Annotated in this window: 1 protein-coding gene; it reads left to right on the forward strand. The window is 71.9% G+C overall.

Annotated features, from left to right (window positions below):
* Positions 1-52 precede the first annotated feature (52 nt).
* Positions 53-6307, forward strand: a 6255-nt coding sequence (locus ETD83_RS38210; protein WP_230421468.1) for an amino acid adenylation domain-containing protein, incomplete at its 3' end; no start/stop codon positions are given.

Below are 6307 nucleotides of genomic sequence, written 5' to 3' on the forward strand. Positions count from 1 at the left end.
CTGGTTGCCACGGGGTGTGGATGTGGTGGCGGCGGTCTTGGCGGTGTGGCGGGTGGGCGCTGCGTATGTGCCGGTTGATCCTGCTGTCCCGGCCGAGCGGATCGCGTTCATGCTCGCCGACAGCGGAGCGGTCGCGGTCCTGAGTACCCGAGGTCTGCTTGAGGGGCTTCCGGTTGAGGGTCTGCTGACGATCGCGGTGGATGACCCGGACCTGACGTCGGTTGATGCTGTGCCGCCTGCGGTGGGCGTTGACCCGGCGGAGTTGGCGTATGTGATGTACACCTCGGGCTCGACGGGTCGGCCGAAGGGTGTGGCGGTCACGCACGGCGGTTTGGCGAACTATCTGCAGTGGGCCGCCGACGCCTATGAAGTCGGCCGCGGTGGTGCGGTGCTGTATTCGTCGCTGGCGTTCGATTTGACGGTGACGAGTTTGTTGGTGCCGTTGGTGAGCGGTGCCGCAGTGCGGGTGAGTGTTGAGGGTGGTGTGGATGGCCTGGCTGCGGTGTTGGAGTCGGGTGGTGGGTTTGATGTGGTGAAGGTGGTTCCGGCGCATCTTCCGATGCTGGCGGGTGTGTTGTCGTCTGGTCAGGTGGCGGGTGGGGCGCGTCGGTGGGTGGTGGGTGGTGAGGCGTTGTCGGGCGTGGATGTGGAGTCGTGGTTGGGGTTGGCTCCGGGTGCGGTGGTGGTGAATGAGTACGGTCCGACCGAGACGGTGGTGGGGTGTTCGGTTCATGAGGTGCGTGCGGGTGATCTGACCAGTGAGTTGTCGGGTGGGGTGGTGCCGATCGGGCGTCCGATCGCCAACACGCGCTTGTTCGTGCTGGATGACCGGTTGAGCCCGGTTCCGGTCGGGGTGACGGGTGAGTTGTATGTGGCGGGTGCGGGGGTGGCGCGCGGGTATGTGGGCCGCCCGGGGTTGACGGCGGACCGGTTCGTGGGGTGCCCCTTCGGTGCGGGCGAGCGGATGTACCGCACGGGCGACCTGGCCCGCTGGACACCAGACGGTCAGTTGGTGTTCGCGGGCCGTGTAGATGACCAGGTCAAGATCCGCGGTTACCGCGTCGAGCCCGACGAGATCGCGGCGGCGTTGCGCGTCCATCCGGACGTGGCCCAGGCGACGGTGATCGTCCGTGAGGACGCCCCGGGCGACCAGCGCCTGGTGGCCTACGTGGTTCCCGAGGACGCCGACCGCGACGACCTCGCCGACGGCGGCGCGCTGCGCGAGTTCGCGGCACGGCGGTTGCCGGACTACATGGTCCCCGCGACCGTCGTGGCGCTGCCCGAACTGCCGCTCACCGCGAACGGCAAGCTCGACCGCAGGGCATTGCCCGCTCCCGACTACGCGGCGGCCGCCGGGACGAGCCGTCCGCCCGCGACGGTGGAGGAGGAGATCCTGTGCGGGGCGTTCGCCCACGTGCTGGGGATCGACGCGGTCGGGGTGGACGACGCCTTCTTCGACCTGGGCGGGCATTCCCTGCTCGGAACCCGCCTGATGTCCCGGATCCGGGCCGTGCTGGGTGTGGAGCTGCCGCTGTCGGTCCTCTTCGAGAAGCCGACGGTGGCGGGGCTCGCCGCGCACATCGCGGAGGCGGGCGGGGGCCGTGTCCGGCGCGCGATCACGGCGGACCCCGACGCCCGGCCGGAGCGCCCGCCGCTGTCGTTCGCGCAGCGCCGGTTGTGGTTCGTCGCCCAGCTGGAGGGCCCGAGCCCCACCTACAACACGCCCGCGGTGGTACGGCTGTCGGGCGAGCTGGACGTTCCCGCGCTCGCGGCGGCGCTGCGGGACGTGATCGACCGCCACGAGCCGTTGCGCACCGTCTTCCCGACGGCCGACGGCGAGCCCTACCAGCGGATCCTCGACGTCCAGGACGTGAACTGGGACCTGGAGGTGCGCCAGGCCGACCCTGACGGCCTCGCCGAGGCCGTGACGCGGGCGACCCGCCACGCGTTCGACCTGGCCGAGGAACCGCCGATGCGGGCCTGGCTGTTCCGGGTCGCGGACGACGACCACGTCCTGGTGCTGGTCCTGCACCACATCGCCAGCGACGGCTGGTCCATGACCCCGCTGGGCCGCGACGTGTCGGTGGCGTACGCGGCGCGGGTGCGGGGCGAGGCACCGGTGTGGGAGCCGCTGCCGGTGCAGTATGCCGACTACGCGCTCTGGCAACGCGAACTGCTGGGGGAGGAGTCGGACCCGGAAAGCCTCCTCGCCGTCCAGGTCGACTACTGGCGGCGGACTCTGGCCGGAATGCCGGACGAACTGGCGTTGCCGACGGATCGGCCGCGTCCGGCGTCGCCCGGCCGCCACGGCCACCGGGTGCCGTTCCAGGTCCCCGCCGAGGTCCACCGGCAGATGGTGGACGTCGCCCGGACCGAAGGCGTGACCCCGGCCATGCTGCTGCAGGCCGCGCTGGCGGTGCTGCTGTCGAGGCTCGGCGCCGGAGAGGACGTCCCCGTCGGCATCCCGGTCGCGGGACGGGCCGACGAGGCGCTGGAGGACCTGGTCGGATCGTTCGTCAACACGCTCGTCGTCCGCACCGACCTGGCGGGGAACCCGGAGTTCCGGGAGGTGCTGGCGCGGGTCCGCGAGGCGGGCCTCGGTGCGCTGGCGCACCAGGACGTGCCGTTCGAGCGCCTGGTCGAGGAACTGGCCGTGCCGCGGACGCTCGGCCGCCACCCGCTCTTCCAGGTCATGCTCACGATGCAGAACGTCGAGCCCGCCGAGCTCGACCTCCCCGGGGTGCGGGTGGAGACCGGCGCGTCGGCGGTCGACGCCGCGCCCCCCGCGCGGTACGACCTGCACCTGACGGTCGGTGAGACGGTTGACGAGGAGGGGCGTCCCGCCGGGCTCCGCGCGTTCGTGACCGTGGCCGAGGACCTGTTCGACGCGTCGACGGCGTCCAGGATCGCAGCCTGGTTCGTCCGGGTCCTGCACGTGGTGACGGAGAACGCGGGCGTACGCCTGAACGCGGTCGACGTGCTCGACGCCGATGAGCGGGCCCGGGTCCTCGACCGGTGGAACGACACCACGGTCCCGGACGCCCGTCCGGTGGTTCCCGTGCTGTTCCAGGAGCGGGCGGCCGCGACCCCCGACGCCGTCGCCGTGGTGGCGGGTGCCGCCGAGGTGACCTACGGGGAGTTGGCCGGCGCGGCGGACCGGCTGGCCCGGCGGCTGCGCGCGCTGGGCGTGGGAGCGGAGTCCGTGGTCGGGCTGTGCCTGCCGCACGGCGTCCAGACGATCACCGCGATCCTGGGGGTGTGGCGCGCGGGCGCGGCGTACCTTCCGATCGACCCGCGGTCGCCGGCCGACCGGGTGGCGTTCATGCTCGCCGACAGCGGCGCGCGCGTCGTGCTGGCGGATCGGGACACCGGCGTCGAATCGGTGGACGTCCCGATCGTCCAACTGGACGCCCCAGAGGCGACCGCGGACGATCCGGAGGCGACCGCGGACGATCCGGAGGCGACCGCGGACGATCCGGAGGCGACTGCGGACGATCCGGAGGCGACTGCGGACGGACGGCAGGCGACCGCAGACGGGCCGGAGGGCGAGGACGCGACGGCCTTGCCGCCGGTGGACCCGCGCGGGCTGGCCTACGTGATCTACACGTCTGGGTCGACGGGGACGCCGAAGGGCGTGGCCGTCACCCACGGTTCGCTCGCGAACTACGTGGCGTCGGCGTCCGACCGGCTCGGATGGGGCGGCGCGGGAGCGCGCTACGCGTTGCTGCAACCGCAGGTGACCGACCTCGGTAACACGGCCGTGTTCATCAGCCTGACCACCGGCGGGCAACTGCACGTACTCGACCAGGCGGCGGTGGTGGACCCCGCCGCCGTCACCGACTACCTGCGGTCACAGCGGATCGACTTCGTCAAGGCCGTCCCTTCGCACCTGGCGGCGCTGTCGGACGCGGCGGGCGTGGACCAGGTGATCCCGGCGCGGTCGGTGGTCCTCGGCGGGGAGGCGGCCCCCGCGGCCTGGGTGGGCGACCTGGTGCGGGCGGCCGGAGACCGGCGCGTCTTCAACCACTACGGGCCGACCGAGACCACGATCGGTGTGGCCATCGCCGAACTGTCCGCCCCGGCCACGGCAGGGGAGCCGGTCCCGATCGGCACCCCCGTGGCGAACACGCGGCTGTTCGTCCTCGACGAGGGACTCGGCCCGGTGCCCGTCGGAGTGCGCGGCGAACTGTACGTCGCGGGCGACTCCGTCGCACGCGGATACGTGGGCCGGCGCGGGCTGACCGGTGAGCGGTTCGTGGCATGCCCGTTCGGCGCCGGTGAGCGGATGTACCGCACCGGCGACCTGGTGAAATGGACGGCCGACGGCCGTTTGGTGTTCGTCGGCCGCGCCGATGAGCAGGTGAAGATCCGCGGGTTCCGGGTCGAGCCGGGCGAGGTCGAGACCGTCCTGCTGGCGCACCCCGCCGTAGCGCGGGCCGCCGTGGTCGCCCGCGACGACGGCCCGGACGGCCGGCGACTCGTCGCCTACGTCGTCCTCGCCGGCGGCGGACCCGCCAACGGCGAACTGGCGGAACTCCACGACTTCGCAGCGCGGCGGCTGCCGGAGCACATGGTGCCCGCCGCCATGGTGACGCTGGCGGAACTGCCGCTCACATCGAACGGCAAACTGGACCGCAAGGCGCTGCCCGCCCCGGAAGAGACCGCCGCCGCCGACCCCGGCCGGGAGCCGGCGGGCGAGACCGAGACGGCCCTGTGCGAGGTGTTCGCGGAGGTCCTCGGCCTTGACGCGGTCGGGGTGGACGACGGTTTCTTCGACCTCGGCGGACATTCCCTGCTGGCCATCCGGCTGCTCTCCCGCATACGGGCCCGGCTGGGCGCGGAAGTCAAGATCCGGACGTTGTTCGAGGCGCCGTCCCCGGCGGCTCTGGCGGCACGGCTCGCCGGGACCGGGACCGGGACCGGGACCGAGGTGGATCGGGCGCGGGCGGCGTTGCGCGCCGGCGCTCGTCCGGAACGCCTGCCGTTGTCGTTCGCGCAGCGGCGGCTGTGGTTCCTGGGCCGGCTGGAGGGACCGAGCCCGACCTACAACATCCCGCTCGCTCTCCGCCTGGTCGGGAAGGTGGACGCCACCGCGCTGGGCGCGGCGCTCCGGGACGTCATCGCACGCCATGAGCCGTTGCGCACCGTCTTCCCGTCGGCGGACGGCGAGCCGTACCAGCGGATCCTCGACCCGCGTGACCTGGACTGGCACCTTCGGGTGTCGCAGGTGGAGCCGGACGACCTGGCGGAGGCCGTCGCCGAGGCGTCGCGGTATGCGTTCGACCTGTCGACGGAGGTGCCGATCCGGGCGTCCCTGCTGGAACTGGACGCGAACGAGCGCGTCCTGGTGGTGGTCGTGCACCACATCGCCAGTGACGGCTCGTCCCATGTCCCGCTGGGCCGGGATGTGTCGCTGGCGTATGCGGCGCGTGCGCGTGGTGAGGCTCCGGTGTGGGAGCCGTTGCCGGTGCAGTACGCCGACTACGCGTTGTGGCAGCGCGAACTGCTGGGTGAGGAGTCTGACCCGGAGAGCCTGTTGTCGTCGCAGGTGGGGTACTGGCGTGAGGCGTTGGCCGGGGCGCCCGAGGAGTTGGTGCTGCCGACCGATCGGCCGCGCCCCGCGACTGCGGGTCATCGCGGGTATCGGGTGCCGATGCGGGTGCCGGCCGAGGTGCATGAGCGGCTGGTGGGGCTGGCGCGTGGCGAGGGCGTGACCGCGTTCATGGTGGTGCAGTCGGCGTTGGCCGTGCTTTTGTCGCGGTTGGGAGCCGGTACCGATATTCCGATCGGTTCGGCGGTGGCGGGACGTACCGACGAGGTGCTGGATGATCTGGTCGGGTTCTTCGTCAACACACTCGTGGTTCGCACCGACCTGTCGGACGACCCCGAGTTCCGTCAGGTGCTGGGCCGGGTGCGTGAGGCGAGTGTTGGGGCGTTGGCGCATCAGGATGTGCCGTTTGAGCGGTTGGTGGAGGAGTTGGCGCCGTCGCGGTCGCTGTCTCGGCATCCGTTGTTCCAGGTCATGCTGACCCTGCAGAACATGGAACGCGCTGTACTCGACCTCCCTGACGTCCACACGGAACTGCTGGAAGGGACAGGCGACGCGGCTCGGTTCGACCTGGAACTACATCTGCGCGAGACGTTCGACGAGGACGGTCGCCCGGCCGGGCTGAGCGGCTCACTGGCAGCGTCGGCGGACTTGTTCGATGTGGCGTCGGTTGAGGTTTTGGTGGAGCGGTGGGTGCGGGTGCTGGGGTCGGTGGTCACGGCCCCGGACGCGCGGTTGCGTGAGGTGGATGTCCTGGAC

This window comes from Actinomadura soli (assembly GCF_005889715.1).
GTDB lineage: Bacteria > Actinomycetota > Actinomycetes > Streptosporangiales > Streptosporangiaceae > Spirillospora > Spirillospora soli.